The 26,381-nt window shown below is 70.0% G+C and carries 25 protein-coding genes and 2 riboswitches; of the genes, 9 read left to right on the forward strand and 16 right to left on the reverse strand.

Translation table 11 applies throughout. The features are described 5' to 3' along the window. Positions 1-53: 53 nt before the first annotated feature. A complete protein-coding gene (locus tag AB0H93_RS25140) occupies positions 54-818 on the reverse strand; it encodes a M23 family metallopeptidase (RefSeq protein WP_358575587.1) in 765 nt (254 codons plus the stop codon). A gap of 771 nt (positions 819-1,589) precedes the next feature. Between AB0H93_RS25140 and AB0H93_RS25145 the strand changes: the two genes are divergently transcribed. After that, positions 1,590-2,495, forward strand: coding sequence for a sulfite exporter TauE/SafE family protein (locus AB0H93_RS25145; protein WP_358575589.1), 906 nt, complete (start codon positions 1,590-1,592; stop codon positions 2,493-2,495). 275 nt (positions 2,496-2,770) lie between these two features. Here AB0H93_RS25145 and AB0H93_RS25150 read toward each other — a convergent pair whose 3' ends face one another. Then, positions 2,771-3,940: an NAD-dependent epimerase/dehydratase family protein gene (locus tag AB0H93_RS25150; protein ID WP_358575590.1), complete on the reverse strand. Its 1,170-nt coding sequence runs from the start codon at positions 3,938-3,940 to the stop codon at positions 2,771-2,773. A gap of 165 nt (positions 3,941-4,105) precedes the next feature. Between AB0H93_RS25150 and AB0H93_RS25155 the strand changes: the two genes are divergently transcribed. Then, a complete protein-coding gene (locus AB0H93_RS25155) occupies positions 4,106-4,573 on the forward strand; it encodes a GtrA family protein (RefSeq protein ID WP_358575591.1) in 468 nt (155 codons plus the stop codon). On the opposite strand, the gene AB0H93_RS25160 is transcribed toward AB0H93_RS25155, so the two are convergent. The 9 genes from AB0H93_RS25160 to AB0H93_RS25200 all read right to left on the reverse strand — a co-directional run bounded on the left by AB0H93_RS25160 (position 4,480) and on the right by AB0H93_RS25200 (position 12,098). Next, entirely contained in the window at positions 4,480-5,295 is an 816-nt protein-coding gene (locus tag AB0H93_RS25160) for a glycosyltransferase family 2 protein (RefSeq protein WP_358575592.1), read from the reverse strand. The genes AB0H93_RS25155 and AB0H93_RS25160 overlap by 94 nt on opposite strands. A 3-nt stretch (positions 5,296-5,298) precedes the next feature. After that, complete coding sequence (locus tag AB0H93_RS25165; RefSeq protein ID WP_358575594.1) at positions 5,299-6,720, reverse strand: hypothetical protein; 1,422 nt, start codon at positions 6,718-6,720, stop codon at positions 5,299-5,301. Next, positions 6,717-7,670: an NAD-dependent epimerase/dehydratase family protein gene (locus AB0H93_RS25170; RefSeq protein WP_358575595.1), complete on the reverse strand. Its 954-nt coding sequence runs from the start codon at positions 7,668-7,670 to the stop codon at positions 6,717-6,719. The genes AB0H93_RS25165 and AB0H93_RS25170 overlap by 4 nt, the downstream gene beginning before the upstream one ends. A gap of 50 nt (positions 7,671-7,720) precedes the next feature. Beyond that, a complete protein-coding gene (locus AB0H93_RS25175; RefSeq protein ID WP_358575596.1) occupies positions 7,721-8,158 on the reverse strand; it encodes an SRPBCC family protein in 438 nt (145 codons plus the stop codon). A gap of 9 nt (positions 8,159-8,167) precedes the next feature. Next, positions 8,168-8,998 (reverse strand): phosphoenolpyruvate hydrolase family protein, encoded by an 831-nt coding sequence (locus AB0H93_RS25180; RefSeq protein ID WP_358575598.1) that lies wholly within the window; start codon positions 8,996-8,998, stop codon positions 8,168-8,170. Between the two features lie 8 nt (positions 8,999-9,006). Next, entirely contained in the window at positions 9,007-10,209 is a 1,203-nt protein-coding gene (locus AB0H93_RS25185; protein ID WP_358575600.1) for a Tm-1-like ATP-binding domain-containing protein, read from the reverse strand. A gap of 83 nt (positions 10,210-10,292) precedes the next feature. Beyond that, entirely contained in the window at positions 10,293-10,595 is a 303-nt protein-coding gene (locus AB0H93_RS25190) for a YbaB/EbfC family nucleoid-associated protein (RefSeq protein ID WP_358575602.1), read from the reverse strand. Positions 10,596-10,702: 107 nt separating this feature from the next. After that, positions 10,703-10,858, reverse strand: coding sequence for a hypothetical protein (locus AB0H93_RS25195; protein ID WP_010306908.1), 156 nt, complete (start codon positions 10,856-10,858; stop codon positions 10,703-10,705). A 61-nt stretch (positions 10,859-10,919) separates the two neighbouring features. Next, positions 10,920-12,098 (reverse strand): acyl-CoA dehydrogenase family protein, encoded by a 1,179-nt coding sequence (locus tag AB0H93_RS25200; protein ID WP_358575603.1) that lies wholly within the window; start codon positions 12,096-12,098, stop codon positions 10,920-10,922. A 101-nt stretch (positions 12,099-12,199) separates the two neighbouring features. Between AB0H93_RS25200 and AB0H93_RS25205 the strand changes: the two genes are divergently transcribed. The 4 genes from AB0H93_RS25205 to AB0H93_RS25220 all read left to right on the forward strand — a co-directional run bounded on the left by AB0H93_RS25205 (position 12,200) and on the right by AB0H93_RS25220 (position 17,221). Further along, positions 12,200-12,826 carry a TetR/AcrR family transcriptional regulator gene (locus tag AB0H93_RS25205; protein WP_358575604.1) on the forward strand — a complete coding sequence of 209 codons (627 nt, stop codon included), beginning with the start codon at positions 12,200-12,202 and terminating at the stop codon, positions 12,824-12,826. 76 nt (positions 12,827-12,902) lie between these two features. Beyond that, positions 12,903-13,002, forward strand: a riboswitch (glycine riboswitch). Continuing rightward, positions 13,003-13,103, forward strand: a riboswitch (glycine riboswitch). Between the two features lie 115 nt (positions 13,104-13,218). Further along, positions 13,219-14,322 (forward strand): glycine cleavage system aminomethyltransferase GcvT, encoded by a 1,104-nt coding sequence (gene gcvT, locus AB0H93_RS25210; protein ID WP_358575605.1) that lies wholly within the window; start codon positions 13,219-13,221, stop codon positions 14,320-14,322. Positions 14,323-14,347: 25 nt separating this feature from the next. Next, on the forward strand, positions 14,348-15,628 hold the full coding sequence (gene glyA / locus AB0H93_RS25215) for a serine hydroxymethyltransferase (RefSeq protein ID WP_358575606.1): 1,281 nt from the start codon (positions 14,348-14,350) through the stop codon (positions 15,626-15,628). A 210-nt stretch (positions 15,629-15,838) separates the two neighbouring features. After that, positions 15,839-17,221 (forward strand): amino acid permease, encoded by a 1,383-nt coding sequence (locus tag AB0H93_RS25220; protein WP_358575607.1) that lies wholly within the window; start codon positions 15,839-15,841, stop codon positions 17,219-17,221. A gap of 8 nt (positions 17,222-17,229) precedes the next feature. On the opposite strand, the gene AB0H93_RS25225 is transcribed toward AB0H93_RS25220, so the two are convergent. Both AB0H93_RS25225 and AB0H93_RS25230 read right to left on the reverse strand, forming a co-directional pair. Further along, positions 17,230-17,871 carry a response regulator transcription factor gene (locus AB0H93_RS25225; RefSeq protein ID WP_358575608.1) on the reverse strand — a complete coding sequence of 214 codons (642 nt, stop codon included), beginning with the start codon at positions 17,869-17,871 and terminating at the stop codon, positions 17,230-17,232. Continuing rightward, positions 17,862-19,016, reverse strand: coding sequence for a histidine kinase (locus AB0H93_RS25230; protein WP_358575609.1), 1,155 nt, complete (start codon positions 19,014-19,016; stop codon positions 17,862-17,864). Before AB0H93_RS25230 ends, AB0H93_RS25225 begins: the two co-directional genes overlap by 10 nt. Positions 19,017-19,115: 99 nt before the next feature. On the opposite strand from AB0H93_RS25230, the gene AB0H93_RS25235 reads away from it, so the two are divergent. Beyond that, a complete protein-coding gene (locus AB0H93_RS25235) occupies positions 19,116-19,763 on the forward strand; it encodes a DedA family protein (RefSeq protein ID WP_358575610.1) in 648 nt (215 codons plus the stop codon). Position 19,764: 1 nt separating this feature from the next. Here the strand turns inward: AB0H93_RS25235 and AB0H93_RS25240 are convergent, their stop codons facing one another. After that, a complete protein-coding gene (locus AB0H93_RS25240; RefSeq protein ID WP_358575611.1) occupies positions 19,765-20,886 on the reverse strand; it encodes an aromatic ring-hydroxylating dioxygenase subunit alpha in 1,122 nt (373 codons plus the stop codon). A gap of 10 nt (positions 20,887-20,896) precedes the next feature. Continuing rightward, entirely contained in the window at positions 20,897-23,335 is a 2,439-nt protein-coding gene (locus tag AB0H93_RS25245) for an FAD-dependent oxidoreductase (RefSeq protein WP_358575613.1), read from the reverse strand. A gap of 282 nt (positions 23,336-23,617) precedes the next feature. Between AB0H93_RS25245 and AB0H93_RS25250 the strand changes: the two genes are divergently transcribed. Both AB0H93_RS25250 and AB0H93_RS25255 read left to right on the forward strand, forming a co-directional pair. Then, positions 23,618-23,932, forward strand: a complete 315-nt coding sequence (locus AB0H93_RS25250; RefSeq protein ID WP_093261410.1) for a bifunctional 3-phenylpropionate/cinnamic acid dioxygenase ferredoxin subunit — start codon at positions 23,618-23,620, stop codon at positions 23,930-23,932. After that, positions 23,929-25,095 (forward strand): FAD-dependent oxidoreductase, encoded by a 1,167-nt coding sequence (locus tag AB0H93_RS25255; protein ID WP_358575614.1) that lies wholly within the window; start codon positions 23,929-23,931, stop codon positions 25,093-25,095. The genes AB0H93_RS25250 and AB0H93_RS25255 overlap by 4 nt, the downstream gene beginning before the upstream one ends. A 23-nt stretch (positions 25,096-25,118) precedes the next feature. Here AB0H93_RS25255 and AB0H93_RS25260 read toward each other — a convergent pair. Then, positions 25,119-26,381: DUF222 domain-containing protein (locus AB0H93_RS25260; RefSeq protein ID WP_358575616.1), on the reverse strand; the 1,263-nt coding region annotated here is incomplete at its 5' end.

The raw sequence follows: 26,381 nt of genomic DNA on the forward strand, positions 1-26,381 counted from the left end.
CGCCCGGGACCCGTCGGGGGTTTCGGGTCCCGGGCGGCTGCTCGGGGGGGGCACTACAGGGAGATGCCGCGCTCTTTCAGCCAGGGGAGCGGGTTGATCTTGGTGCCGTTCACGTGGACCTCGAAGTGCAGGTGCGGGCCGGTGGACTGGCCGCGGTTGCCCATCGTGGCGATCTTGTCACCGGCATCGACCTGCTGGCCGACGCTGACGTCGATGGTGTTGATGTGCCCGTAGACGGTGATCGTGCCGTCGTTGTGCTGGACCCGGATCCACAGGCCGAAGCCGCTGGCCGGGCCGGCCTCGATGATCTTGCCCGCGGCCACCGAGCGGATCGGGGTGCCGATGCTGTTGGCGATGTCGACGCCCCGGTGGCTGGTGCCCCAGCGGGCGCCGAAGCCGGAGGTGAAGGTGCCTTCGGCGGGCTTGACGAAGCTGCGCGCCTTCCGCTGCCGCTCCTCCTCGGCTCGCTTGGCCTCGGCGGCGGCCCGCTCGGCCTCCGCGCGGGCGGCCTCGCGCTCCTGCTCGATCGCTTCGCTCTTGTCGATCTTCTCGCTCTCCTCGGCCGAGTCGATCGGGGACTCGGCGGCGAGCAGCCGGACCGCGGCGGGGCTCTCGGTGGTCCCGGTGACGGCGAGGCTCAGGTTCTTCGAACCGACGAGCCGCTTCACGGGCTGGTCGACCTCGGAGTCGGCACTGGCGGCCATCGGCTGCCCCACCGCGGCGAAGGCGCCGCCGGCGACGACGGCCGCGACGACCTTGCTGCGAACCGGGAGGGCGGCCTTCGGGGGATGGCCGCCCTCCTTGCGGTGCTTGCCCATCTTCACCTTCCGTCTCGGGGGGGATCCGGTCGCTGCCCCGCCGGGGGATTGCGGGGTGGCCGCCTCTTCGGGGGATGAGGCATGCCCTGTGACCGAACCGTGACGTACGAGCCGCGAACGTAGCTGAGGGTTATCAAGAGACGCAACCGTTGACCCGTTTGACGGTAAATACCGGCACTAACGCCACCCGATCAGTAACACTGAGTGGTTCATGAAGATGACCATTCGATAACGGCCGATCCAGAGATCACCGATTCGGCCCGAACCCGCCGGGCGCCCCACTCGAAACGATCAAGGCGCCGATCGTTTCCGCTGGTCCAGGATGAAACGATCAGGCCCGGCCGACGCGCACCGCCCGCAACGCCACCCCGGCACCCGTCCCATCGAGTCCACAAAGGACACCGCGCCGCGCCGGCACCTGAACTACCGCGATCACCCGATCGACAAGATCAATCGACCCCGAAAGTGGCCTTCGGCACACGAAGCGCGAAACCGTGCCGCAACCTTCCCGCAGTTTGAGAGCAGTGCCGCTCGATCGCGGGATCTGTTTCACTGTCCCGCATGACGCCTGGTGATCAGTGGCGGCTGCTCGTGCAGCGCCTCCACGTCGACCTGCTCCGCGTCACCTCCGCAGGGTGTCGGTGCGCGCGGTAGACCCGCCCGTCGCCTCATCGCCCCACCCCGAACCGGATCTCGCCCGGCTGCGCAGCGCCGCATCGCGGCCCGTCGCGCGCCCACCCCGGTACTCACGCACGCACCTACGGAGACATCGTGCAAGCATTCCTGATCTTCGCCATCGGCGGTTTCGTCGCGCAGCTGGTCGACGGCTCACTCGGCATGGCCTACGGGGTGACGTCCACGACGATCTTGCTCACCGCCGGCCTGACGCCGGCCCTGGCGTCGGCATCGGTGCACCTCGCCGAGCTCGGCACCTCGGTCGCCTCCGGCCTGTCGCACTGGAAGTTCGGCAACGTGGACTGGAAGGTGGTGCTCACCCTCGGCGTGCCGGGCGCCGTCGGCGCGTTCCTCGGCGCCACCGCGCTGAGCAACCTCTCCACCGAGGCCGCCGAGCCGTGGATGTCCACGATCCTGCTCGCGCTCGGCCTCTACGTGCTGCTGCGGTTCGCGATCCGCCCGCTGCAGCGCCGCCAGCTCACCGGCGTCAGCCCGAAGCTGCTGGCGCCGCTCGGCCTGGTGGCCGGGTTCGTGGACGCCACCGGTGGCGGCGGCTGGGGCCCGGTGGCGACGCCGACGCTGCTGAGCACCGGCAAGGTCGAGCCGCGCAAGGTGATCGGTTCCGTCGACACCAGCGAGTTCCTCATCGCCGCCGCGGCGAGCCTGGGCTTCCTGACCTCGCTGTCGCACCAGGAGCTGTCCTGGACCACGGTCGGCGCGCTGCTGCTGGGCGGCGTGCTCGCCGCGCCGCTGGCGGCCTACCTGGTGCGCATCGTGCCGATGCGGCTGATCGGGGTAGGTGCCGGCGGGCTGATCGTGCTGACCAACGCCCGGACGCTGATCAAGAACTTCGAGCTGCCCACCCCGTCGCCGGCCATCATCTACGCGGTGATCGTCGTGGCCTGGGTCGCGGCACTGGCGTACACGGTCCGCGTGATCCGGGCGGAGCGGCGGTCGACTACCGAGGTTGACGAGCAGGCGGCCGAGCCGGTCGGGCACTGACCCGATCCGCCTTCGGACGGTGAAGGTTTACCCACGTGCCGTATCGCCGAGATCAACCGAACGAGTTACTGTTCGGTAGACCGTGTGGAAGCCCCCCGACACACGGTAGGCGCCCCGGGTGCGAAGTCACGCTCCGCGCCCGGGGCACCGCTCCCCGTTACCGGCCGCGATCGACGGCGGCGACCGCGGCGTTAGTGCCCAAGTGTGCCCGGCCGCGTTGGTATATTCCAGCCGCCACGCGGCGCAGTCGTGGGCGCAGTTGCAGCACCCTTCGTTCAGCGATCCGCACGCAGCGGATTCGCGGCGTGGCGCCAGTTGACCGTCGGCCGCATGGCGGCGATGTCGACCCGCTCCTTGTACTTGTCCGCCACCCGGAACAGCGACTCGATGAGCGTGTTCGACAGCAGGTGCGGCTCCAGCCCCAGCTCGACCAGGCCGGTGTGCCGGACGTTGTAGTAGTGCTCGCCCTGCTCGACCCGCGGGTTGTCCAGGTACTCGATCTCGGTCGGCCCCTCGTAGCCGTTGGCCACGATCTTGGCGATCTCCCCCACCGAGTACCTCTCGGTCATCTGGTTGAACACCCGGAACTCACCGCGGTCGGCCGGGTTCTCCGCGGCCAGCCGGATGCATTCGACGGTGTCGCGGATGTCGATCAGGCCGCGGGTCTGGCCGCCGGTGCCGTACACCGTCAGCGGGTGGCCGAGCACGGCCTGGATGACGAACCGGTTGAGCACCGTGCCGAAGATCGCGTCGTAGTCGAACCTGGTCGCCAGCCGGGCATCGCGCGCGGTCTGCGGCGTCTCCTGGCCGTAGACGACACCCTGGTTGAGGTCGGTGGCGCGCAGGCCCCAGACCCGGCACGCGAACTCGATGTTGTGGCTGTCGTGCACCTTGCTCAGGTGGTAGAACGAGCCGGGCTTCTTCGGGTACAGCATCCGGTCGGTCCGCCCGTTGTGGGTGACCTCCAGCCAGCCTTCCTCGATGTCGATGTTCGGCGTGCCGTACTCGCCCATCGTGCCCAGCTTGACCAGGTGGATGTCCGGGTCGACCTGCTGGATCGCGAACAGCACGTTGAGGTTGCCGATCACGTTGTTCTGCTGGGTGTAGACCGCGTGGCGGCGGTCGATCATCGAGTACGGCGCGGCCCGCTGTTCGGCGAAGTGCACGACGGCGTCCGGCCGGAAGTCCGCGATCATCGCCTCGGTGAACTCGCCGTCGACCAGGTCCCCGTAGTAGGACTTGATCGACTTCCCGGAGACCTCGCGCCAGGCATCGAGGCGGACCTGCATGGGCTCGATCGGCACGAGGCTGTCCACGCCCAGCTCGTGGTCGTAGCCCCGGCGGGCGTAGTTGTCCGCGACCGCGACCTCGTGACCGCGGTCGGACAAGTGCAGAGCGGTCGGCCAACCGAGGTAGCCGTCCCCTCCGAGGACGAGGATTCGCACGCCTTAACTCCTCCAGTTCACCCGTTGGATACAAACACCGGGCATGGTCTCATCTCGTGACCATTCCATGACCGACTCCCCTTTCCCTTGCCCCGCACTGAGAATCCGCTGAGACCGGACTCGGTATGGTGCGACCTGGCCGAATCGCACCGGAACGGAGACCGCATGGCGCAGCAGACCACCACCAGGAGCCGGTACTGGCGGCTGCTCAGCCGCTTCGCGGCCGCGTCGGTGGTGGCCACCGGGATCAGCCAACTGGTCTTCCTGCTGTCCTACTCGCTCGGCGCCACGCCGGTGGCGTCGACCGTGCTGGCGTGGCTGTCCGGCGCGATCCCGAACTTCGTGCTCAACCGGCGGACCTGGGGCGGCGGCGGGCGGGCCGCCCTGCGCGGCGAGATCCTGCGCTACGGCGCGATCTCGGTGGGCACGGCGCTGCTGGCCGCGCTCGCCACGCACCACGCCGAGTCGCTGGCGAACGTGCTGTTCCCGCACGCCCGGGCCGGGCAGGTCGCCGTCGTCTGGGGCGCGTTCGTCGCGACCTACGCGGTGATGTTCGTGGTCAAGTTCTTCCTGATCGACCGGCTGGTGTTCCGGCGTTCCCGCCACCAGGTGCCGAGCACGACCCGCGCGTAGCGGTAGCCGTAGCGGAAGCTGCTGCCCTTCTTGCTCACCCCGGCCGTGCGCGGCAGCATCCGCATCGGCTGCTCCAGCACCCGGTAGCCGCGGCTGAGCACGCCGACCAGCAGCTCGGACGACTGGTACTGCGGCTGCTCCAGGGTCACCGAGTTGGGCACCTCGGCCCGCATGCCGCGGAACCCGAACGACGTGTCCGTGATGTGCTGCCCGGTCAGCGCGGTGACCAGCCAGGCGAACACGTAGGTGCCGACGCGGCGGACCAGCGCCGGCCGCTCGTTGCTGCCCAGCCGGCGGGATCCCGTGACGAAGTCGGCGCGGTCGTCGATCAGCGGGCGCAGCAGCTTGGGCAGCTCCGCGATGTCGTACTGGCCGTCGGCGTCGGTGGTGACGATGTAGCGCGCCCCGCGCTCGGCCGCCAGGTGGTAGCCGAGCCGCAGCGCGGCGCCCTGCCCACGGTTGGTGGGGACGACGCAGGTCTGCGCGCCGTGCTTCAGCGCGATCTTGGCGGTGTCATCGGTCGCGCCGTCGACCACCACCAGCTTGTCCACGTCCAGGCCGCAGCTGTAGGCCGGGATCCCGTCGAGCACCTCGCCGAGCGACTCCTCCTCGTTGTAGGCGGCGATCAGCACGACCGCCGGCGCTAACGGCTGGTCGCCGTAGCGCGCGGCGTAGTCCTCCAGCGCCGCCCGGTCCACCTCGCTCGGGAAGGTCGTGGGCATTCTTCAACTCTCCTTCGGGGATTCGGGGCGCGCGATCAGGGCGGTCACGCCGAGCGCACCCGCGAGCGGGATCAGGATCAAGCCGGGCAACTGGTAGCGCCAGGAGAACTCCATCGCCGCGGCGGTGCCCAGCACGGTGATCGCCAATCCGGCGGGCAGCAGGCACACCGCCCGCAGCCCGGAGCCGCGGGCCCGGCCGACGCCGAGCACCGCGAGCGCCGCGACCGCCAGCGCGCCGCCCAGGACGATGCCCGGCGTGTAGCCGCCGCCGAGCTGGTAGGCGCGCAGGAACCCGGCCAGCGCCGGGTCGACTGAGTACGTGCCGTCGCCGTAGAGCTCCGTCCACTCCGCGACGTACCAGTCGGGGGCGAACATCGGGTAGTCCGGCTGGAATTGCCAGCGGTCCAGCGGCACGTCGCCGGGGGTCTGGGTGCGGGTCGGGGCGAATCCCTTGAGGAAGTCCCCGGCCATCCCGCCGAGCACGTCCAGCGGCTGGTGCAGCAGGACCTTGCGGGTGAGCGAGCCCTGCGCGGCGGCGACGTCCATGTCCGCAGGCAGGAACTTCTCGACGTTCTCCTGGACGTTCCAGAAGTGGATGTAGAAGTCGATCCCGTTGGCGGCGCGGCGTTCCAGCGGCTCGTTCGGGCAGACGAGCTTCTCCTCGACCGTCAGGTCCAGGTCCTCGCACTCGGCGACCGCCGCGGCGCGGCCGTACAGCGCACCGCCCCCGGAGCCGCCGAGGCCCAGCGAACCCGTCCACGTCAGGTGGTACAGCGAGTATCCGAACACGCCGACCGCGAACCCGCCGACGAGCGCGCCAGCGGCGATCAGCCGCCGCGGCCAGCCCTCCCTCGGCCGCCAACCGGTGGCCAGCAGCACGAACACCGCGGCGGGAACCACCAGCGTCACGCCCACGACGCGCACCATCACCGCCGCGGCGAGCACGATCCCGGCCAGCGCGGCGAGCCTCGGGCCGGGCGCGCCCCACCAGGTCAGCACGTAGATCGCGGACAGCAGCAGCACCTGGAACAGCAGGTCGGACATGATGTGCTGCTCGATCTGCAGCTGGTAGGCGTCCAGCAGCACGGGCGCGGCGGCCAGCGCCGCGAGCCACATCCGGGCCCCGAAACGCCGCAGCAGCGCGTAGATCCCGATGCCGAGCCCGAGACCGAGCAGGTGCTGCACCACGACCACGCAGGTCAGTCCGCCGATCGCCAGCAGCGGCCACAGGAACAGCTCGTAGCCGATCGGGTTGATGCCGCCCGGGAAGAACGCGCCGACGTCGTCGAGGTAGCGGAACGAGTCGATGTAGAGCAGCGCGGGCCGGTAGGCCAGCTGCACGACGATGCGCAGGGCCAGCCCGGCGAGCAGGAACAGCGCCAGCAACCAGTGCCGGCGGAGGGCGCGCGCGAGCGCTGCGCTCATCGCGCCCCGCGGAAGTCCGCCCAGACCGTGCGCAGACCCTCGGTGAGCTCGACGCTCGGGCGGTAGCCGAGCTCCCGCTGCGCCTTGGACACGTCCACGATCACCGCGGGCATCTCGCCGTTCTTGGCCGGCACGTGGGTGACCGGCACGTCCTCGCCGGTGGCCGCGCGGACCGCGTCGATGAGCTCCAGCACCGAGATCGAGCGGCCCGAACCGATCACCACGGTGCCGGTGTACTGCTTGTCCCACGCGGCGAGCACTCCCTGCACGACGTCGTCGACGTGCACGAAGTCCCGCGACTGCGAGCCGTCGCCGTACACCTCGACGCCGCTGCCGGCCGCGGCCGCGCGCATCAGCCTCGGGATGAAGCTGTCCTTGTGCCCCATGCCGGGCCCGTAGATGTTGGTGAATCGCAGCGCGCAGGTGGCCAGCCCGTACGCCCCGGCGTAGCCGGAGAGCAGCATCTCGCACGCCGCCTTGGTGGCGCCGTAGGGCGTGAGCGGGCGCAGCGGCAGCGCCTCGGAGATCGTGCCGCGGCCGATGTCGCCGACCACCGCGTTGGTTGAAGCGAGCAGGAACCGCCCGATGCCGCGGATCCGCGCCAGTTCCAGGAGTTCCTGGGTGACCGCGACGTTGCTGGCGTAGGTCTCGGCGGGCTGGTCCACCGAGCGGAGCACCGAGGTGATCGCGGCCAGGTGGACGATCCCCGCCGTGCCGGCCGGGACCGCCGCCTCCCGCACCGCCGGATCCCGCAGATCGCCGTCGACGTGGGTCAGCAGCTCGCTGCGCAACTCGGCGGGCGGGTCCTGCAGGCCGACGGTGGTGACCGGCGTGCCGCGCTCCAGGAAGGCACGAACCACGGCTCTGCCGACGAAACCGGTGCCACCGGTCACGACGACGCGATCGGCCTGGGCAGTGTCTGCTTCGGGAGTAGTGGCGCTGCTTGGCACGCGCCCGACTCTAACCGCCGCCGAATTCGCCCCGGTTCACACCCTTCCCACTACTGGGCCAGGAATTCCCGGAGCCCGTTCAGCCCGGTCCGGTAGACGCCGTGCGCGAAGGTCTTGTCCATCTTCTCCTCGTCTGCGGCGTCGGCGTCCCAGTGCGAATACCACTCGACGAAGCTGTGCCCGGTGTCGGTGATCGGCGCGACCCGGATCGTGGAGCGGTAGCTGCGCACCGGGAACGGGCTTTCCACGAAGTCGTAGGTGTAGCTGCGCTCGGCGTCGTCCAGCGACACCAGCCGTTCCCGGACCACGCCGCCGTCGGCGAGCGTCAGGTGCCGGACGCAGCCCACCGCGTCGGCGACGCCGCCGCCCTCGATCTCGCTGCCTTCGATCGCCGCGTGCCACCGCGGCAAGCCGTCGAAGTCGCGCACCACCTGCCACACCTGCTCGGCAGAGGCCTCGATCACCGCGCTGGTATAGGACTTCGCCACCGTTCCTCCTCAGAACTTCAGTTGTGTGAAGGCTTTCGTCCGCTCGGTCAGTGCTTGCTCGGTCGGCAGCCTTTCCATGCTGCTCGCGCCGTAGAAGCCGTGGCAGCGCTTGGTCCGGGACAGCACGTACGCGGCGTCTTCGGGCGTCGAGATCGGCCCGCCGTGGCAGAGCACCAGCACGTCGTCGCGCACTTCGGCCGCGGCCTGCGACCACTCGTCGATCAGGGCCACGCACTCGTCCAGCGGCTTGGCGGTCTCGGCGCCGATCGCGCCGCCGGTCGTCAGCCCCAGGTGGCACACGATGATGTCCGCGCCCGCCTCGGTCATCGCCCGCGCGTCGGCGCTGGAGAACACGTACGGCGTGGTCAGCAGGTCGGCCTCGCGCGCGGCGGCGACGAGCTCGACCTCCAGGTCGTAGCCCATGCCGGTCTCCTCCAGGTTCGCCCGGAAGGTGCCGTCGATGAGCCCGACGGTCGGGAAGTTCTGGATCCCGGCGAACCCGAGGTCGCGCAGCTCGCCGAGGAACCGGTCGCGCAGCATGAACGGGTCGGTGCCGTTGACGCCGGCCAGCACCGGGGTGTGCCGCACCACCGGCAGCACCTCGCGGGCCATCTCGACCACGATGTCGTTGGCGTTGCCGTAGGCCAGCAGGCCGGCCAGCGAGCCGCGCCCGGCCATCCGGTAGCGGCCGGAGTTGTAGATGACGATCAGGTCGATCCCGCCGGCCTCCTCGCACTTGGCGGACAGGCCGGTGCCCGCGCCGCCGCCGACGATCGGCTCGCCGCGCTCGACCTTGGCGCGGAACCGGCGCATCAGTTCGGCCCGGTCGAATCGGCTCATGCTCTCTCCTACCTGGTTCTCCCGGCGGATCCGGCGACTTCCCGGAACGCCGCGACCAGCGCGGCGGCGAACTCCGGATCGTTGACGTTGTGCGGCACCCGCTCGACCCGCCGGTCCCCGGTCTGCCGCACCTGGCCCTCCAACGTCTCGAACAGCACCGCGTCCGCCTCGGGGTCGTGGAAGGGCTGCCCCGGGGCGTCCAACATGGACACTCCACCGACCGGGAGGAGGAAGCGCACCGGGCCGTCGCAGGCGTTGAGCTTGGCGGCGATGAACTCGGCGATGCGCCGGCATTCCGCCGCGGACGTGCGCATCAGCGTGACCTGCGGGTTGTGCACGTAGAGGTTGCGGTCCCGGTACTGCGCCGGAACCGTGTCCAGCGCGCCGAAGTTCACCATGTCCAGGGCGCCGCACGAGCCGACGTAGGGCACGCCGGTGCGGGCGATGGCGTCCAGCCGCTGCTCCCCCGCGCTCATCACGCCGCCGGCGATCAGGTCGCACACCTCGGTGGTGGTGATGTCCGCGACGGCGCGGATCAGGCCGTCGTCGACGAGCTTCTCCATGGCGCGACCGCCGGTTCCGGTCGCGTGGAACACCAGCGGGTCGTAGTCGGCGGCCAGCTGCTCGGCCACGGCCGTCACGCACGGCGTGGTCACTCCGAACATGGACAGCCCGACGGCGGGCTTGTCCTCGACCGCGGGCACCGGACGCGTCACGGCGCCCAGCAGCGCGTTCGCAGCGTTCCCCAGCACCTGGCGGGAAATCCGGTTCAGCCCGGCGACGTCGGTGACCGACGGGAACATCGCGATGTCGGTGGCGTCCACATAGGCCGAAACATCACCGGAGGCCACTGTGGACACCATGACCTTGGGCACGCCGACCGGCAGCGCGCGCATCGCGGGCGTGATCAGCGCGGTGCCGCCCGAGCCGCCGAGCCCGATGATCCCGGCGACGTCCCGCGCGGCCAGGAACCGCTCGAACGCCACGGCCATCGCGGCGACCGCCGAGCCCCGATCCCCGGTGAACACCGCGTCGGGCCCGCCCGGGTGGTGCGCGGCGACCTCGGCGGCCGGCACGTCCGCGTCGGAATTCCCGCCGGTGGTGGACAGGTCCACGGTGACCACGGGATTCCCGCTTGCGACCAGCGCGGCGACGTAGTGCAGCTCGGCGCCCTTGGTGTCGAAGGTCCCGACGACGTACGCGCTGCCCATTGGCCCTCCGCGGCTCGGAATCGAGTCAACCCCGCGAAACTCTACTGGCGGCGCCGCCCTCGCACAGTCGGCAGATCAGGCGACTACTGCTCCAGCCGCTTCTGCGCCTCGGCCAGGTTCCTGGTGACCTTCTCGATCGCCCGCTCGAAGCCGTCGCTGAGCTTGTCCAGCTCCGTCTCGAACGCCTGCATCGTGCGATCCGGCTTCCCGGCGACGTCGTCGAGAGCGGCGTTGACCGCCTCCCGAACGGCGGCCGCGATGGCCTCGACCCCGCTGCCCAGCAGCCGCGGCTCCAGGTGCAGCTCGTCGACCTTCCCGTCGGCACCGACGGTCACCCGCACGGCGCCCCCGGCAGCACTGCCCTCGCCACGGACGTCGTCCGCCATCACGTGCCCTCCCAAGTCCGAACCCTCCACGACCATCTCACACCGGCGAATCGCTGCGCACGAGAACGGCCCCCGGCGGGATCGCCGGGGGCCGTTTCGCCGTTCGGTCAGTGGCTCTTGCCGTCCTTGCCGAAGAACTTGTTCTTGACCTGGTCGATCTTCTCCTTGTTCTTCGGGTCGGAGGCGTACTTCTTGGCCTGGTCGATCACCTTGCGGCCCTGCGGGCTGCTGGCGAAATCGGCGACCTTCTTGAACAGAGACATCGTCGCTCCCGGCGGTTCGGAGTCACGGCTACCACCAGGCTACCGACAAATCGGTCACGAATCAGCCGAGCACGCCGCTGATCGATGCGTGGCCCTTGAGCAGGTTCCGCGCCACGGTGCGGCGCTGGATCTCGTCGGTGCCCTCGAAGATGCGCAGCAGCCGCAGGTCGCGGTACCAGCGCTCGACCGGCAGCTCCTTGGTGTAGCCCATGCCGCCGTGCATCTGCAGGACCCGGTCCACGATCTCGTTGGCGCGGGTGGCGCCGAAGAGCTTGGCCACCGACTGCGCGTGCCGGGAGTCCATGCCCTGGTCGACCTGCCAGGCCGCCTGCAGCACGAGCCAGCGCAGCGCCTCGATCTCCACCGCGGAGTCGGCGATCATCCACTGGATGGCCTGGCGCTCGGCGATCGGCTTGCCGAAGGTCTCGCGGGTCTTGGCATATTCCATGCCCATCTCGACGAGCCGCTCGCAGGCGCCGAGGGCGTGCGCGGGCAGCAGGTAGCGGCCGCGGCCGATCCACTGCATGGCGAGCTTGAAGCCGTGGCCGACCTCGCCGAGCACGTTGTGCTCCGGGACCCGCACGTTGTCGAACACCAGCGCCGCGGGCTGCCGCTCCCACGGGCCCATGATGTCGATCGGCTCGGACTTCCAGCCCGCGTCGCGGTCGGCCAGGAAGCAGGTGACGCCGCCGTTGGCGCCCTTCTCCCGGTCGGTGACGGCGAAGACCATCACGAAGTCGGCGTCGATGCCGCCGGTGATGAAGGTCTTCTCGCCGTTGATGACCCACTCGTCGCCGTCCTTGACGGCGGTGGTGCGCAGGTTCTTGGCGTCCGAGCCGGCGCCGGGCTCGGTGATCGCGAAGCACGACTTGCGGGTGCCCTCGATCGTCGGGAGCAGGTAGCGCTCCTTCTGGTCGTCGTTGGCGTAGTACAGGATGTTGTCGGCGTAGCCGCCGAAGCGGAACGGCACGAAGGTGCGGCCGAGCTCGACCTCGATGAGCGCCGTCATCACCGCCGACAGGCCCATGCCGCCGTACTCCTCGGGCGTCTGCACGCCCCAGAACCCGGCCTGCTTCGCCTTGTCCTGCAGTTCCCGCTGCTCGTCCTTGGTCAGGCCGCGTTCCCCGGCGCGCTCGCGGCGCAGCACCTCCTGTTCCAGCGGCACCAGTTCGCGCTGGACGAAGTTGCGCACCCAGTCGCGGATGTCGCGTTCTGTGTCGGACAGCGAGAAGTCGACCATCGCCGGATCCTTTCCTGCGGCCAGCTAACTAACGTCGTTAGTTTTGTGGCAGCCTAAGGCGGTCCCGGCGACCGCCGCAAGGGATCCGACGAGGAGAAGACGTGCCCAGACCGACCACCCCCCGGCTGTCGCCGGAACGCATCCGGCGGATCGGCCTGGAGATCATCGACGCCGACGGTCTCGAAGCGCTGTCCATGCGGCGGCTGGCCGAACGGCTCGGCGTCCGCGCGGCGTCGCTGTACAACCACGTGTCGACCAAGGACGAGCTGCTGCACGAGATCGCCGACGACGTGATGACCGCGGTGGACGTCTCCGGCTTCGACGCGGACTGGACGACCGGCCTCCGCACCTGGGCGCGCTCCTACCGGGCCGCCCTGATCGCCCACCCGAACCTGGTCCCGTTCCTGGCCTACGGCCCGGCCCGCCGGGAGAACGCGCTGCGCCGGGCGGACGCGGTGCACGGCGGCCTGACCAGGGCGGGCTGGCCGCAGCGCTACGCCACGATGATCGGCGCCTCGACGAAGTACCTGGTGGTGGGCTCGGCGATGGGCTCCTTCAGCGGCGGCTTCCCGGACGACGCGGCGCTCTACGGCGACCGCTTCCCGCACCTGAACAAGGCCCACCTGCTCCGCGAGCACGCGGCGGAGATCGACGCCGACAGCTTCGAGCTGGCCCTGGCCGCCCTGGTCGACGGCCTGGAGAAGCAGTACGGCGAGCTCTCCGCCTGAGATCACTCACCCGCCCGGTTGACGTGGGTCACGCCGGTTCGTAGCGTCCTGTTCGCACAACCGAATACCGCGCCCACGACGTCGTGCGGGAGAGACTCCGGCCCGTTCCGGGACCGGAGCGCCGAAGGAGCAATTCTCCCCAGCAAACTCTCAGGCACCGGCACCGCACGGCACCAGGCGAACACGGAGAAAAGCAGAAGCGCCCGCTTCTCGCCCACGGTGCAAGCCGCCCCCTCGCGGGCGGCGAAACTCTCAGGCCAATGACTCCGGGGAGACCGCCCGACCAGCGCAAGCCCGCGCAGGTCGAGGTCGAGGCATCCCCGATAAGGTTGGACTCAGTGAGCTGACCGGCCCTCGACTGCCGACCGGCGCCCACCAGGAGGAGTCTCACCATGTCGTCGCCACGACAGACGCCCTTGCACCACGTGCACGAAGCCCTCGGGGCGACGTTCACCGAATTCGCCGGCTGGCGGATGCCGCTGCGCTACTCGGGCGACACCGCCGAGCACAACGCGGTGCGCACCGGCGCCGGCCTGTTCGACCTGACCCACATGGGTGAGATCCGGATCAGCGGGCCGCAGGCCGCCGCGGCGCTGGACTACGCGCTGGTCGCCAACGCGTCCGCGATCAAGCCCGGCCGCGCCCGCTACACGATGATCTGCAACGCCGCCGGTGGCGTGCTCGACGACCTGATCGTCTACCGGCTCGGCGACGAGGAGTTCCTGGTGGTGGCCAACGCGGCGAACGCCGCCGTGGTCTCCGCCGAGCTGGCCGAGCGCATCGGCGGCTTCGACGCCGAGCACCAGGACGTCTCCGACGACTACGCGCTGATCGCGGTGCAGGGCCCGAACGCGGTCGCGATCCTCGCGCCGCTGACCGACACCGACCTCGCCGAGGTCAAGTACTACGCGGGCTACCGCAGCCGGGTCGCGGGCAAGGACGTGCTGCTGGCGCGCACCGGTTACACCGGCGAGGACGGCTTCGAGCTGTTCACCGAGCCCGGCGACGCCGAGGCGGTCTGGCAGGCGCTGACCGAGTCCGGCGCCGAGCACGGGCTGCAGCCCGCCGGGTTGTCCTGCCGCGACACGCTGCGGCTGGAGGCCGGCATGCCGCTGTACGGCAACGAGCTGTCCGCCGAGCTCACGCCCTTCCACGCCAACCTCGGCCGGGTGGTCAAGCTGGACAAGGCCGGCGACTTCGTCGGCAAGGACGCGCTGGCCGCCGCGGCCGAGAAGCCCACCGAGCGCACGCTGGTCGGCTTGAGCACCGAGCAGCGCCGGGCGCCCCGGCACGGCTACCGCGTGCTGGACGCCGACGGCGCCGAGATCGGCGTCGTGACCAGCGGCGCCCCCTCCCCGACGCTCGGCCACCCGATCGGGATGGCCTACGTGGACCGCGACCACAGCGAACCCGGCACGCAGCTGCAGGTCGACATCCGCGGCAAGGCCGTCGCGGTGCAGGTCGTCGAGCTGCCGTTCTACCGCCGCAATGCCTGAAGAGAAATACACAGGAGGCAACACCATGTCGACACCGGACCTGTTCAACGACCAGCTGGCCGCGGTGGACCCCGAGGTGGCGGCGGCGGTCGGCGCCGAACTCAACCGCCAGCAGAGCACGCTGGAGATGATCGCCTCGGAGAACTTCGCACCGCAGGCCGTCCTCGAGGCGCAGGGCTCGGTGCTGACCAACAAGTACGCCGAGGGCTACCCGGGCCGCCGCTACTACGGCGGCTGCGAGCACGTCGACGTCATCGAGCAGCTGGCCATCGACCGGGTCAAGGAGCTCTTCGGCGCGAGCTTCGCCAACGTGCAGCCGCACTCGGGCGCGCAGGCCAACGCGGCTGCGATGTTCGCGCTGCTCAAGCCGGGTGACACGATCATGGGCCTGGACCTGGCGCACGGCGGTCACCTGACCCACGGCATGCGGATCAACTTCTCCGGCAAGCTCTACAACGTGGTGCCGTACCACGTGCGCGAGGACGACCACCGCGTCGACATGGACGAGGTCGCCAAGCTGGCGCGGGAGAACAAGCCGCAGCTGATCATCGCCGGCTGGTCGGCGTACCCGCGGCAGCTGGACTTCAAGCGGTTCCGGGAGATCGCCGACGAGGTCGGCGCCTACCTGATGGTCGACATGGCGCACTTCGCCGGCCTGGTGGCCGCCGGGCTGCACCCGAGCCCGGTGCCGCACGCCCACGTCGTCACCACCACCACGCACAAGACGCTCGGCGGTCCGCGCGGTGGCGTGATCCTGTCGGCGGACACGGAGTTCGCGAAGAAGTTCAACTCGGCGGTGTTCCCGGGCCAGCAGGGCGGGCCGCTGGAGCACGTGATCGCCGGCAAGGCGGTGTCGTTCAAGGTCGCCGCGTCGCCGGAGTTCGCCGACCGGCAGCGCCGCACCGTGGAGGGCGCGCAGATCCTGGCCGAGCGGCTGCTCGCCGACGACGCCGCCAAGGCCGGGGTGCAGCTGGTCTCCGGCGGCACCGACGTGCACCTGGTGCTGGTGGACCTGCGGGACTCCGAGCTGGACGGCAAGCAGGCCGAGGACCGGCTGCACGAGATCGGCATCACGGTCAACCGCAACGCGGTGCCCAACGACCCGCGGCCGCCGATGGTGACCTCCGGGCTGCGCATCGGCACCCCGGCGCTGGCCACCCGCGGCTTCGGCAAGGAGGACTTCACCGAGGTCGCCGACGTCATCGCCGAGGCCCTCAAGCCGGGCTTCGACGAATCGGCGAGCGCGAAGCTCCGGGAGCGGGTGGAGGCCCTGGCCGCCAAGCACCCGCTGTACCCGAACCTCTGACATGTGATCGACGGGCAGCCCCCGAGCGCCGCATTTCGGTCCGCAATGACCGAAATGCGGCGTTTCATGTTTGCGTCCTAAGTGGACTATGTTGGAACTGGGAAAAGGCTCGATTTCAACTGTGCCCAATCGCTTGCCAGCACTGCCCGAATGCCGGATTATCTGCGCAGTTTCAGCGAAACACGCTGGCGATTAAGGAGTCACGCTTCGATGAGCCAACCAGAGGCCGAGGAGTACCGGAAGGATCTGAGTACCCGGCACATCAACATGATCGCGATCGGCGGGGCGATCGGGGTCGGGCTGTTCCTCGGCTCCGGCAAGGCGCTGCACCAGGTCGGGCCCGGCCTGATCCTGATCTACGCGATCGCCGGGCTGATGATCTTCTTCGTGATGCGGGCGCTCGGCGAGCTGCTGATGTACCGCCCGGTGAGCGGGTCGTTCGCGGAGTACGCGGGCGAGTTCGTGGGCCCGTGGGCCAAGTTCGCGGTGGGCTGGGGCTACTGGCTGGTGTGGATCGTCACCGGCATGGCCGAGATCACCGCGGTCGGCGAGTACTTCCAGTTCTGGTTCCCCCACGTGCCGCAGTGGATCCCCGCCCTGGGAGCGCTGATCGTGCTCTCCGGCGTGAACCTGATCGCGGTGAAGCTCTTCGGCGAGTTCGAGTTCTGGTTCGCCCTGATCAAGGTGCTGGCCATCATCGGCCTGATCGTGCTCGCCGCCGCGATCCTGGTGTTCGGCTTCAGCGACCTCGGGGACACCGCGTCGCTGAGCAACATCTGGTCCCAAGGCGGGTTGTTCCCCAACGGCGCGGCGTCGTCGCTGCTGGCGTTCCAGATCGTCATGTTCGCCTTCGTCGGCGTGGAGATGGTCGGCCAGACCGCCAGCGAGAGCAAGAACCCGCAGAAGGTCCTGCCGCGGGCCATCAACTCGGTGATGTGGCGGATCCTGATCTTCTACGTCGGCGCGCTGATCGCCCTGACCGCGCTGGTGCCGTGGAACCAGTTCCCGACCACCGGCAGCCCGTTCGTGCACGCCTTCACCCTGATCGGCATCCCGGCCGCCGCCGGCGTGATCAACTTCGTGGTGACCACCGCCGCGCTGTCGTCCTGCAACAGCGGCATCTACTCCACCGCGCGGATGCTGCGCACCCTGTCGGAGGACCGCCAGGCGCCGCGCTCGGTGGGACGTCTCAGCGGCCGGGCGGTGCCCGCGCGGGCCATCGGGATCACGTTCTGCGCGATGCTGATCGGCGTGGTGCTCAACTACTTCGTGCCGGAGCAGGCGTTCACCTACATCACCAGCGCCAGCACCGCCGGCGCCATCTTCACCTGGGGCATGATCGTGATCGCGCACCTGGTCTACCGGCGCAAGGTCGCCCGGGGCGAACTCCCGGCCGGCCCGTTCCGGATGCCGCTCGCCCCGTACTCCAACTACGTCGTGCTGGCCTTCCTCGCGTTCGTCGTGGTGCTGCTGGCCTTCGACGCCGAGACCCGGATCGCGCTGTACATCACCCCGGTGCTCGCGATCGCGATGGTGATCGGCTACCTCGCGGTGCGCAACAAGCAGCCGCAGCAGGAGTCCGCGAACAGGTGAACGCCTGATCAGGATTCCAGGTAGTGCAGGACGGCGAGGACCCGGCGGCTGTAGCCGGTGGCGCGGGCGAGGTCGAGCTTGTCGAAGATCGCGTTCGCGTGCTTCTCCACCGCGCTCTGCGAGATGTGCAGGTGCGCGGCGATGCCGGCGTTGGTGCGGCCCTGCGCCATCTGTTCGAGGACGTCCCGTTCGCGGGGCGTCAGCAGCGACTGCGGATCGCGGTCGCTGCCGGACAGCAGGCGCCGCACCACCTCCGGGTCGAACGCCACTCCCCCGTCGGCCACCCGCTGGAGGGCGTCGAGGAACTCGTCGACCTGCACCACCCGGTCCTTGAGCAGGTAGCCGACCCGCGCGGTGTCGCCGGTGAGCAGCTCGACCGCGTAGCGCTTCTCCACGTACTGCGAGAGCACCAGCACGCCGACGGCGGGGAACCGGCGCCGGATCTCCAGCGCGGCGCGCAGGCCGTCGTCGGTGTGCGTGGGCGGCATCCGGACGTCGACGACGGCCACGTCCGGCTGCCACGCCGCCACCTCCGAGAGGAGGCTCGGCGCGTCCCCGACGGCGGCCACCACGTCGTGCCCCTCCTCCGCCAGCAGGCGCACCAGGCCTTCGCGCAGCAGGGTGGAATCGTCGGCCAGGATCACCCGCACGGCAGCTCCGCGACGATCGTCGTCGGGCCGCCGACGGGACTGTCCACTGTGAACTTCCCGTCCAGCGCCGCGACGCGCCGGGCCAGGCCGGAAAGCCCGGCACCGCGCACCGATGCGCCGCCGGCACCGTCGTCGTCCACCCGAACCACGAGCCACCCCTCTTCCCGTTCGACCCGGACGGTGACGATACCCGCGCCCGAGTGCTTGGCCGCGTTCGTCACGGCCTCCGAAACCACGAAGTACGCCACGGCTTCGACCTCCACGGCCGGCCGCTGCGCCACCTCGTACCGCAGCTCGACCGGCATCCCGGCGCGCTCCACCAGCGCCGCCAGGGCCGGGTGCAGGCCCCCGGCGTCCAGCGCGGCCGGGTAGACCCGCCACGCGACATCGCGGAAATCCCGGAGTATTTCCTGGGATTCCTCGTGCGCCTGGCGCAGCAGGTCGGCGGCCCGGTCGCCGTCGCCGGCGCGCCGGGCCCGGCCGATCAGCATGCCCAGCGCCACCAGCCGCTGCTGCACGCCGTCGTGCAGGTCGCGTTCGATGCGGCGGCGTTCCTCGTGGATCGCGGCGACCACATCGGAGCGCGTGGTGGAGAGCTGTTCGACCCGTTGCCGGAGCTGCTCGGCCCGGTCCGGTTCCAGGAACCGCTCGCCGAGCGCGCGGTCCATGACCGCGACGCCAGCGAGCCCGGTCAACGCCAGGAAACCGAGCACCGAGCAGAAAACGATCAGGTAGACCGTGAGCCAGAACTTCTCGGTGCCGGAACGGCCTTCCAGCGGATCCCCGACGGTGGTCCAGAGCTCGACGAGTTCGACCAGCATGCCGACCGCGCCGTAGGCGATCAGGAAGAGCACGATGCCACCGAGCAGCCCGACCGCGCAGCGGACCGCCAGGTACCGCAGCGCCCGAGCGCCGCCGGGTCGGCCTGCATGGCTGCTGTCCAGGTACTTCGCCAGGCGCCACCGTTCGAGTTCGGTCAGCGCCCGCGCGCCGGCGAACGACAGCGAGGCGACCCGGGATCGCAGCCGGGGCAAGATCAGCAGTGCGGTCAGCGCCAGACCGGCCGACAGCACGAAGACGAGTTCGGCCAGCGCCGTGCCCGCACCGAGCACGACGCCGAGGAGCACTCGCAGCCATCGACGCATGATCCGAGCCTAGCCACGGCGGCAACCTGCGGTTTTCCACAGGTGAGTCGCCGGGAAACCGCATTCCGCGCGGTGCCGCGGATTCCTAGCGTTCGGATCATGAACGTCCTCGCGCAGCCCGGCACCGCCCAGACCGATGGACTGGTCGGCTGGATCACCGGGCTCATGGAAACCATCGGCGGCCCCGGCGCGGGGCTGGCGGTGGCACTGGAGAACCTGTTCCCGCCCATCCCCAGCGAGGTGATCCTGCCGCTGGCCGGATTCGCCGCGAGCCGGGGCACGATGAGCCTGCTCGGCGCGATCCTGTGGACCACGCTCGGCTCGCTGGCCGGCGCGGTCGTGCTGTACTACCTCGGCGCGTGGCTGGGCCGCGACCGCACCCGCACGATCGCGGCGAAGCTGCCGCTGGTCAAGGTGTCCGATGTGGACCGGACCGAGGCGTGGTTCGCCCGGCACGGCACGAAAGCGGTGTTCCTGGGCCGGATGGTGCCGATCTTCCGCAGCTTCATCTCGCTGCCCGCCGGGGTGGAGCGGATGCCGATGCCGGCCTTCCTGGTGCTGACCGCGCTCGGCAGCCTGATCTGGAACACCGCGCTGGTGCTCGCCGGCTACCTGCTCGGGCAGAGCTGGTGGATCGTCGAGTCCTACGTGGGGATCTTCCAGAAGGTCGTCGTCGTCGCGGTGGTCGTCGCGGTCGTCTGGTTCGTGGCCGCGCGGGTCGTCCGGATGCGCAAGGCCCGGGCGTGACTCACGGTTCGAGCTCGGCGCGCAGCCACTCGTGGAACTCGCCGATGTGGTGTTCCGAGGGCACCAGCACGCCACCGCTCGCATAGGCGCGGGAGCTCATCGCCGGCTGGCAGCGCTCGCAGGCGTCGAAATCCTGCTGGTTGACCCGGTGGAAGAGCTCGACCGAGCGCGACACGTCGTGGCCCTGCTCGACCACCTCCGGCGCGTACAGCCAGTCGCACTCGACGAGCGTGCGGTCGGCCGCGAGCGGGAACATCCGGTGCACGATCACGTGGTCCGGCACCAGGTTCAGGAAGACCTGGGGCCGGACCGTGATCGCGTAGTACCGCCGGTCGTGCTCGTCGCCGACGCCGTCCAGCCGCCCGAACCCGCCGCTGCCGTCCACCGTGAACCCCTCGACGTCCGAGCCGAACTCGGCGCCGTGGCCGACGTAGTACTGGGCGGCGTAGCCGTCGGCGAACTCCGGCAGGACCTCGGTGAGCTCCGGGTGGATCGTCGCGCAGTGGTAGCACTCCATGAAGTTCTCGATGATCAGCTTCCAGTTGGCCCGCACGTCGTAGCTGATCCGGCGGCCGAGCGCGAGCCCGTCGACGCCGTAGCCGCCGATCACGTCGTCGCCGCCGAGCCTCCCGGAGACGGCCTCGATCACGGTGTCCTCGAACGACGGCGGTTCGTCTGCCAGGCAGACCCACGCGTAGCCGAGCCATTCGCGCAGCGCGACCGGGATCAGCCCGTACCGCGTCCGGTCGACGTCCGGCATCGAGGTGAGGTTCGGCGCCGCGATCAGCTTGCCGTCGGTGCCGTAAGTCCAGGCGTGGTAAGGACATTGGAAGGACCGCTTCACCTGCCCGGCGTCCGCGACGCACAGCCGCGCGCCGCGGTGGCGGCAGATGTTCAGGAACGCCCGCAGGGCGCCGTCGCGGCCCCTGGCGATCAGCACGCTCTCCCGTCCCACCTGGACGGTCTGGAACTGCCCGGCCGCGGCGAGGTCGGCGGCGCGCACGGCGCAGAACCACATCGCGCCGAAGATCCGGTCCTGCTCCAGCGCGAACAGCTCGGGGTCGGTGTAGTAGTGGCCGGGCAGCGTGGAGATGAGGCTGGACTCCTGGTCCGTGGTCGTCATGGTGTCCCTTTCAGCTGCGCAGACGCTTCATCTCTGGGTCGAACAGCGGCTCCTCGGCGACCACCGCGGGCACCTTCTCACCGAAGTACTCGATCTCCACGGCGTTGCCGGGCACGGCGAGCGAGCCGGGCAGCCAGGCGTACGCGATGCTCTCGCCGATGCTGTAGCCGTAGGCCGCGCTGGTGACGTAGCCGACCGGAGCGCCGTCGGCATGAACGGGCTCGGCCCCCATGACCACGGTCTCCCGGTCCTTGATCAACAACGGGCTCAGCCGGCGGCGGGGCTCGCGCCGCTGCAGCGCCTCGCGGCCGAGGAAGTCCTTGTCCATCCGGACGGCGAACCCGACACCTGCCTCGAACGGATCGTGCTCGGTGGTCATGTCCGCGCCCCACGACCGGTAGCCCTTCTCCAGCCGCAGGCTGTTGAAGGCGCTGCGACCGGCGGCGATGATCCCGTGCTGCTGCCCGGCGTCCCACAGCGCGTCCCAGAGCCTGCGCCCCTGGTCGGCGTCGGTGTACAGCTCCCAACCGAGCTCGCCCACGTAGGACAGGCGCATCGCGGTCACCGGAACGCCGCCGACGAACGCACGCTTGTTCTTGAAGAAGCCGAAGCCCTCGTGCGAGAAGTCGGTGCTGGTCAGCGGCTGCACGAGGGCGCGCGCGAGCGGGCCCCACACGCCGATGCAGCAGGTCCCGCCGGTGATGTCCCGGACCTGCACCCGGCCGTCGTCGGGCAGCTGCCGCCGCATCCAGGCCAGGTCGAGGTTCCCGTTGGCGCCGACCTGGAAGCGCTGCTCGGACAGCCGGGCCACGGTGAGGTCGCTGCGCACCCCGCCGGCGGCGTCCAGGGACAGGGTGTAGGTGACCGAACCGGGTTTCTTCGCGAGCTGGTTGGTGGTCAGCCACTGCAGGAATTCCAGCGCCCCGGGGCCGGTCACCTCCAGCCGCTTGAGCGGGGTCATGTCGAACAGCGCGACGCGCTTGCGGGTGACCAGGGCCTCGGCCCCGGCGCTCGGCGACCAGAACCGCGAGGCCCAGCCCCCACGACCGGGCACCTCCTCGACCTCCGGCAGCCCGGCGTTGGCCGCGTACCAGTGCGGGCGTTCCCACCCGGCGGCTTCGAGGAACTCGGCGCCGAGCTCCTGCTGCCGCTCGTAGAACGGGCTCGTCCGCATCGGCCGGGGCTCCTGCCCGGGTTCGAGCGGGTGCAGGATGTCGTAGACCTCGACGAAGCTGCGGCAACTGCGCGCGTGCACGTATTCGGGGCTGCGCTGCGCGGGTTCGAACCGGTTGAGATCGCACGAGTGCAGGGACTCCGCGGGCTGCCCGTCGACGAGCCACTGCGCCATCGCCCGGGCGACCCCGGCGGAGTGCGTGATCCACACGGCCTCGGCCAGCCAGAACCCGCGCAGGTCGGGATGCTCGCCGAGCAACGGCATCCCGTCCGGGGTGAAGGAGAACAGGCCGTTGATCCCTTCGGCGACCTCGGTGCCGGCCAGCGCGGGCAGCAGCGAAACGGCCTCCTCCCAGCCGGGCCGGAAGTCGCCGGCGGTGAACGGCTCGATCGACGGCATCTCAGCGGTCTGGCCGGGGGCGCGGATGTCGGCGGCGTCGATCGGCAGGGGGCGGTGCCCGTAGTAGCCGATGCCGATGCGGTCGACGTGCTCCCGGAAGTAGAGGTCGCCGTCCTGGTGCCGCAGGATCGGCAGCCCGGCCTCGGTCCGCTCGTCGTTGCGCCCGGCGATGGCAGCGACCGGCCCGGTCTTGGCGTACTGGTGCGCCATCGGCACGAGCGGGACGTCGAGATCCACCAGCGCACCGATGCGAGGCCCCCACATGCCGACACAGGAGATGACGACATCGGCGGGAAACCGGTCCTGCTCGGTCACGACGGCGGTCACCCGCCCGCCGCCGCGCTCGACGGAAACGACGCGCTGCCCGGGCAGGAACCGCGCGCCCCGAACGATCGCACGCCGCGCCTGCGCTTCGGCGGCGCGCACCGGCTTGGCCAGCCCGTCGGTGGGAATGTGCAGCCCGCCCCGGATCCGCGCCGGATCGACCAGCGGGTGCAGCTCGGCGCACTCGTCGGGGCCGATCAGGTGGCTCTCGACGCCCCACGAGGTGAGCCAGCCGTGCCGCCGCTCGACCTCGTCCCAGCGCGCCGCGGAACCGGCCACCTCGAGCCCGCCGAGCTGCCGGAAGCACCACTCGCCGTCGAGGTCGAGACTGCGGTACTTGGCGGCGGTGTAGGCCGCGAACCGGGTCATGGTCCGGCACGGGTTGGCCTGGAACACCAGGCCGGGGGCGTGCGAGGTGGAGCCGCCGGTGGCGAACAGCGGGCCCTGTTCGAGGACGGTGACGTCGGTCCAGCCGCGTTCGGTGAGCTCGTCGGCCAGCGAGCAGCCGACGATTCCGGCTCCGATGACGACCACGCGGGGTTGGTTGCCCATGAGGCCTCCTGGGTGGGTGCGTCGAAGCCGGCAGCACGGGGTCACCGGCTCAAGAAGCAGCAGGGATTTTGTTGCGCTATGCGCGCCAAGTTTCGATGAGAGCAACACCGTCGCCGGTAGCGCCGGGGGCCGTCAAGAGCGCGCGACGGGTTTTTCGGCCGTGTAACACGAATGGAGGCCGCGCACGATGTGCCGACCGAACCCCTTGACGAGCCCGGGACCGAAGCCGCACATTGTTGCGCATCGCACTCCGTGTTCTGGATAGCGCAACGGAGGTCCAAGATGTTCGAAGCCTGCCGAGTGTCCGATCTGCCGCCCGGCGAGTCCGTCCGCATCGAGGCGCACGTCCCGATCGCGGTGTTCAACGTGGAAGGCGACCTCTACGCCATCGACGACACCTGCACCCACCAGGACGCCTCGCTGGCGGAGGGCTGGGTGGAGGACTGCCGGGTCGAGTGCCCGCTGCACGCGGCGGCGTTCGACCTGCGCACGGGCCTGCCGTGCGGTCTGCCGGCGAAGCGCCCGGTGCGGACGTACCCGGTGCAGGTCGCGGACGGAACGATCTACGTCGAGACCGAAGCGCAGGAAGTCGCATGAGGGCGGTCGCGATCGTCGGCGCGTCCCTGGCAGGCTGGCGAGCGGCGCAGGAACTGCGCGCGCAGGGCTTCGAGGGCCGGATGGAGCTGATCGGAGACGAACCGCACCGGCCGTACGACCGACCGCCGCTGTCGAAGGACTTCCTCGCCGGAAAGCAAGAAGCGAGCGACCTCGCGCTGGCGGAGGAACCGGACCTCGCCGAAGTGGACGCGACCTGGCGCCTGGGCCGCCGCGCAGTCGCCCTGTCGACGGCGGACGGTGCGATCGAACTGGACGACGGCACCCGCTGCCGGGCGGACGGGGTGGTGATCGCAACCGGCGCAACCCCGAGGACGCTGCCCGCAACGCCAGCAGGAGTGCACACGCTGCGCACCCTCGACGACGCGATCGCCCTGCGCGACGACCTGCGCCCGGGAGCGCGAGCGGTGATCGTCGGCGCCGGGTTCGTGGGCGCCGAAGTGGCATCGACCTGCCGAATGCTCGGCCTCGGAGTGACGGTGGTGGAGGCGCTCGAAGTCCCGCTCGCGCACGTCGTGGGCCCGGAACTGGGCGCGGTGTGCGCAGCCCTGCACGCGGACCACGACGTGCGACTGCTCTGCGGAGCAGGCGTCGAGCGGCTGCACGGGGAGCACCGGGTCACGGCGGTCGAGCTGACGGACGGCACCGTCCTCCCGGCCGATGTGGTGGTGATCGGCATCGGAGCCCGTCCGAACACCGACTGGCTGCACGGCTCGGGCGTGACGGTGTCGAACGGCGTGCAGTGCGACGCAGGCGGAGTCACGAACCTGCCGAACGTGGTGGCGGTCGGCGACGTGGCCAGCTACGGCTCGCCGAACGGAGCGCAACGGTTCGAGCACTGGACAACGGCGCTGGAACAACCGGCAACGGCGATCCACAACCTCCTCGCAGGACGCACGGCGCGGAACTTCACGACGGTGCCGTACTTCTGGTCGGAGCAGTACGGAGTACGAATCCAGTTCGCGGGCCACACGAGCCCGAAGGACGAAGTGGAAATAGTCGACGGAGCACCGGACGACCGCCGCTTCGTAGCCCGGTTCCACCGAGCGAACGAAACCACGGCATTCCTAGCGATGAACAACCCGAAGCTGTTCACCAAACACCGCAGAAAACTAACCGCAAAACCCACAACACCGGTCGGCTGACCTCACACCGCCACATCCGGGCGTCACGAATCGCCCGCCGGGCCCCGTGGTGCGGGGATGAGCTCCCGGAGGTACTCGCGGTGTTGGGCGGGTAGCGCTCTGCCGCCTGGTCGTGGTATTCGCCTGGGGTCCACTGTGGATGGTGGGATGAACTCGGGCCGCCCGTCGCGCATGGCGATGTCCCAGCGTTGGTTGTGGAGTGTGCGGTGGTGGTGACCGCAGAGCATGACCATGTTGGCCAAGTCAGTGGCACCACCGTCGGCCCAGTGTTGGACGTGGTGTGCTTCCGGTGTCCCCGGCGGCCGGTCGCATCCCGGGAACGCGCACACCCCATCGCGCCGAAGCAACGCGGCTCGAATGTGCGTGGGCGCGGTTCGTTTCGCCCTGCCCACATCCAACGGGAGACTGTCACCGTCGAGGACGATCGGCAGGATTTCGGCGTCGCAGGCGATCCTGCGTGCGTTCTGGGCGGTGATGGCGCGTTCGGTGTTCAGTGTGCCGGGCATGCGGTCCTCGTCGGCGAGCCCGAGGCCCTGCTTCAAGTCGTCGAAGTCGATCGCGATGGTCATCTGCGGCCGCTGTCCACTGGTGCGCGGCATTCCGTCGTGGTCCAGCGCCAGATCCAGCAATGCGGCGAACCCGTCGGCGTTCCGCTGCCCCACCGTGCGCGGGTCCTTCTCTCCGTCGATCTCGGGTCGGGGCGCGGCGAGGGGTTGCATGAGCGCGGCGAACTTCGCCCCGGTTTCACGGTCCAGCTTCGCTTTGATGACGGTCATCCCGTCCCGGGTGGTCGCGTAGTACAACTCCCTTGCCTCGTGTTGGGCTTCTTCGTCGCGGTAGGCGCCGTCTTGGTCGAGCAGGTAGCGGATGCGTTCGGCGAGTTTCTCCAACTCCCTCGGCGACATCGTCCGCGCAAACCCGGCGAGAGTTGATTCGACCTCGGCGACCTGGTGGCAGCGGACGTAGTCGGGCAGGCGTCGGATTCCGTTGACGATGACACGCGCGTGGTCCAGCCCGATCGCACCCTCAGCCAAAGCGGCTGCCGTGTCAGGGAGGTCAGGAGGCATGAGCTCGCCGTGGAAGGTTTGCCGGTCTTCGATGTTGCGGGCGACTGTGACGCGGGTTTTCGCGTCACGCGGGTCGATGTTGAGCAGTCCTTGCAACCAGACCTGCAGTGATCGGGCGGTGGTGTCGGTGTGGATGGCGCGGTGGTCGGCTTCGGCGATGTATTGCAGTTGCTCCCACAGCAGCACCCGCATCTCCTTCTCCAGTTCTTGGATGCGGGT

The sequence above is a fragment of the Saccharopolyspora sp. NPDC050642 genome (assembly GCF_040654735.1).
Taxonomy (GTDB): domain Bacteria; phylum Actinomycetota; class Actinomycetes; order Mycobacteriales; family Pseudonocardiaceae; genus Saccharopolyspora; species Saccharopolyspora elongata.

Bases quoted from the DNA above. Each gene is read 5' to 3' on its own strand.
- AB0H93_RS25140 (WP_358575587.1), bottom strand. From the start codon at position 818: ATGGGCAAGCACCGCAAGGAGGGCGGCCATCCCCCGAAGGCCGCCCTC.
- AB0H93_RS25155 (WP_358575591.1), top strand. From the start codon at position 4,106: ATGGCGCAGCAGACCACCACCAGGAGCCGGTACTGGCGGCTGCTCAGC.
- AB0H93_RS25160 (WP_358575592.1), bottom strand. From the start codon at position 5,295: ATGCCCACGACCTTCCCGAGCGAGGTGGACCGGGCGGCGCTGGAGGAC.
- AB0H93_RS25165 (WP_358575594.1), bottom strand. From the start codon at position 6,720: ATGAGCGCAGCGCTCGCGCGCGCCCTCCGCCGGCACTGGTTGCTGGCG.
- AB0H93_RS25180 (WP_358575598.1), bottom strand. From the start codon at position 8,998: ATGAGCCGATTCGACCGGGCCGAACTGATGCGCCGGTTCCGCGCCAAG.
- AB0H93_RS25185 (WP_358575600.1), bottom strand. From the start codon at position 10,209: ATGGGCAGCGCGTACGTCGTCGGGACCTTCGACACCAAGGGCGCCGAG.
- AB0H93_RS25190 (WP_358575602.1), bottom strand. From the start codon at position 10,595: ATGGCGGACGACGTCCGTGGCGAGGGCAGTGCTGCCGGGGGCGCCGTG.
- AB0H93_RS25195 (WP_010306908.1), bottom strand. From the start codon at position 10,858: ATGTCTCTGTTCAAGAAGGTCGCCGATTTCGCCAGCAGCCCGCAGGGC.
- AB0H93_RS25200 (WP_358575603.1), bottom strand. From the start codon at position 12,098: ATGGTCGACTTCTCGCTGTCCGACACAGAACGCGACATCCGCGACTGG.
- gcvT (WP_358575605.1), top strand. From the start codon at position 13,219: ATGTCGTCGCCACGACAGACGCCCTTGCACCACGTGCACGAAGCCCTC.
- glyA (WP_358575606.1), top strand. From the start codon at position 14,348: ATGTCGACACCGGACCTGTTCAACGACCAGCTGGCCGCGGTGGACCCC.
- AB0H93_RS25220 (WP_358575607.1), top strand. From the start codon at position 15,839: ATGAGCCAACCAGAGGCCGAGGAGTACCGGAAGGATCTGAGTACCCGG.
- AB0H93_RS25230 (WP_358575609.1), bottom strand. From the start codon at position 19,016: ATGCGTCGATGGCTGCGAGTGCTCCTCGGCGTCGTGCTCGGTGCGGGC.
- AB0H93_RS25235 (WP_358575610.1), top strand. From the start codon at position 19,116: ATGAACGTCCTCGCGCAGCCCGGCACCGCCCAGACCGATGGACTGGTC.
- AB0H93_RS25240 (WP_358575611.1), bottom strand. From the start codon at position 20,886: ATGACGACCACGGACCAGGAGTCCAGCCTCATCTCCACGCTGCCCGGC.
- AB0H93_RS25245 (WP_358575613.1), bottom strand. From the start codon at position 23,335: ATGGGCAACCAACCCCGCGTGGTCGTCATCGGAGCCGGAATCGTCGGC.
- AB0H93_RS25250 (WP_093261410.1), top strand. From the start codon at position 23,618: ATGTTCGAAGCCTGCCGAGTGTCCGATCTGCCGCCCGGCGAGTCCGTC.
- AB0H93_RS25255 (WP_358575614.1), top strand. From the start codon at position 23,929: ATGAGGGCGGTCGCGATCGTCGGCGCGTCCCTGGCAGGCTGGCGAGCG.